The organism is Micromonospora tarensis (assembly GCF_016803395.1).
GTDB classification, from domain to species: Bacteria; Actinomycetota; Actinomycetes; order Mycobacteriales; family Micromonosporaceae; genus Micromonospora; species Micromonospora tarensis.
Genome location: NZ_JAEVHL010000454.1, coordinates 1 through 2,173, shown reverse-complemented (window position 1 = coordinate 2,173; position 2,173 = coordinate 1). Strand labels below are relative to the sequence as shown.

Sequence of the window (2,173 nt, the reverse complement as noted above, 5' to 3'; positions counted from 1 at the left end):
CTGGGCGTGCTGTCTGCGGTGACGGCGGCCCGCGCGGGCGTGGAGATCCCGGCGACGCTACGCGGCGACGCGACCGCCCGGTGGCGGCGCCGGCTGGCCGAGACGGACCGGCTGCTGTCCGGCGGCGAGCCCGACACGTCGCCGGAGCCGGACGCCGTGGCGGTGCGGGAGCTGGCCGCCCACCTGATGGTCGGGCTCGACCTGGCCGCCGCTCGGGTGGTGCTGGCCTCGTTTGACCCCGACCCGGACGAGCTGGTGGCCGCGGGGGTGCGATCGTGACCACCGGTGCGTGGTGGGGCGTCCTGCCGGCTGCCGGTGTACTGCTCGGCGCGGCACTGGCCGCCGCGGTGCTGGCTGGCCTGCTCGACCCGGCCGGCGGTTCGACGCTCGCGCGGCGGGCCGGGCGGCCGGTATGGGAGACCGCCCGGCTGCTCCGGCAGCGACGGCGTGGCGTGGTGGCGGCGGACGCTCTGCTGTGGCGGCTCGGGTTGGCCGGGCCGCTGGTGGTGGCGCTGCTCATGGTGGTGGTGGTGCCGCTGGGCGACCGGGTGGTGGCCGACCTGCCGGTCGGGGTGGTCTGGTTCAACGCCATGGACGTGCTGCTCTGGGCGGCGGTGTGGCTCGCCGGCTGGGGAAGCAACAGCGCCTACGGCCTGGTCGGGGGCTACCGCTTCCTGGCGCAGGCGCTCGGCTACGAGCTACCGCTGATGTTCGCGCTGACCGCCCCGGCGGTGGCGGCCAGCAGCCTACGGATCGCCGACGTGGTGGCAGCACAGCGGGAACTGTGGTTCGTGGTGTGGATGCCGGTGGCGTTCCTGGTCTTCCTCGGCGCGGTGCTCGCGTTCAGCATGTCCGGGCCGTTCGCCTATCCGGACGGGCGGGACGTGGCCGGTGGCGTGCTGGCCGAGCCGTCCGGCGTGGACAGGCTGGTCCTGCTCGCCGGCCGGTACGCGCTGCTGGCGGCGGGCGCGGCGACGGCGGTGGCGCTGTTCCTCGGCGGCGGGTCGGGGCCACTGCTGCCCGGGTGGTTGTGGACCCTGGTGAAGACGCTGGCCGTGTTGGCCGCCCTGGTGACGCTGCGTGGCCGGATGCCGGTGCTGCGGGCGGACCGGCTGATGGGTGTGGCCTGGCTGGTGGCGTTGCCCGCCACGCTGCTGCAGGTGCTCGCGGTGGCCGTGCTCGCGGTGGGGAGGGGTTGAGGTGGCCGTCGTCGCCTTCGTCGTGCTGGCGTTCGTCGCCGTGGCGTCCGGCGTGGCCGTGTTCACGGTGGACTCGATGGCGCGGGCGACGTTCGCGCTGGCGCTGTCGTTCGTCGCGGTCGGCGGCGAGCTGTTCCTGCTCGACCTGGGTTACCTGGGGGTGGCGACCGTCCTGATGATGGTCATGGAGATGGCGCTCATGGCGGTCTTCATGGTCATGTTCATGATGAACCCGGGCGGTCTCATGCCGATGTCGATGCTGCACAACCGGCGGGGCGCGGTGGTGGTCTCGGTCGGCGTCTTCGTCCTGCTGGCCGCCGGCTCGGTGCTCGTGCCGTGGCCCGCCCGTCGCAACGAGCCGCCCGCCGAACCGACCCGGGCCCTGGGCGAGGCCGTCATGGGCTCGAAGATGCTGGTCATGATGGCGGTCTCCGCGGTGCTCTTCGCCACCATGGTCGCCGCGCTGGTGCTCGCCACCGCCCGGGGGCGCTACGACCGCGCGGACTCCCCGGAGTGGCCGTGACGCTGCCGATGTTTCTGCTGCTCGCGTCCGCGCTGTTCAGCGTCGGCCTGTACGGCGCGCTGAGCCAGCAGGCCGTCGTGATGGTGATGATGGGCCTCGAACTCATGATCAACGGGGTGATCGTGGCCGCCGCCGCGCTCTGGTGGTTCCTGGCCCCGCAGCAGCCCGACGGGCAGGTGCTCGTCCTGGTGGTAATCGCCGCGATGACCGTGGAGATGGCGCTGGGCTTCGCGGTCGTGACCCTGTTGTTCCGGTCGAGCGACGCCGACATGACCGACATGGCGGGGAAGCTGCGGGGATGAACGCCGCATTGTGGGCACTGGTCGTCCTCCCGGTCGTCGCCGGGGGGACGCTGCTGCTGGGCGCGCGGCGGGTCGACCGGGCCGCCCCCGCGCTGGCGCTGACCGTGGCCGCGCTGGTGACGGCCCTGGCCGTCGCGGTGGCGCTGGGC

At 73.7% G+C, this 2,173-nt stretch carries 4 protein-coding genes; all 4 read left to right on the top strand.

Annotated elements, in window-relative coordinates; genetic code table 11:
* Nucleotides 1-279 (top strand): hypothetical protein (locus JM949_RS35430; protein WP_238434458.1); only part of this gene is annotated, 279 nt, incomplete at its 5' end.
* Nucleotides 273-1,199 carry an NADH-quinone oxidoreductase subunit H gene (locus JM949_RS35425; RefSeq protein ID WP_407664883.1) on the top strand — a complete coding sequence of 309 codons (927 nt, stop codon included), beginning with the start codon at nt 273-275 and terminating at the stop codon, nt 1,197-1,199. The genes JM949_RS35430 and JM949_RS35425, both read left to right, overlap by 7 nt.
* Nucleotide 1,200: 1 nt before the next feature.
* Complete coding sequence (locus tag JM949_RS35420) at nt 1,201-1,722, top strand: NADH-quinone oxidoreductase subunit J (RefSeq protein WP_309232458.1); 522 nt, start codon at nt 1,201-1,203, stop codon at nt 1,720-1,722.
* A gap of 8 nt (nt 1,723-1,730) precedes the next feature.
* Nucleotides 1,731-2,024 (top strand): NADH-quinone oxidoreductase subunit NuoK, encoded by a 294-nt coding sequence (locus JM949_RS35415; RefSeq protein WP_238434459.1) that lies wholly within the window; start codon nt 1,731-1,733, stop codon nt 2,022-2,024.
* The last annotated feature ends 149 nt before the right edge of the window (nt 2,025-2,173 follow it).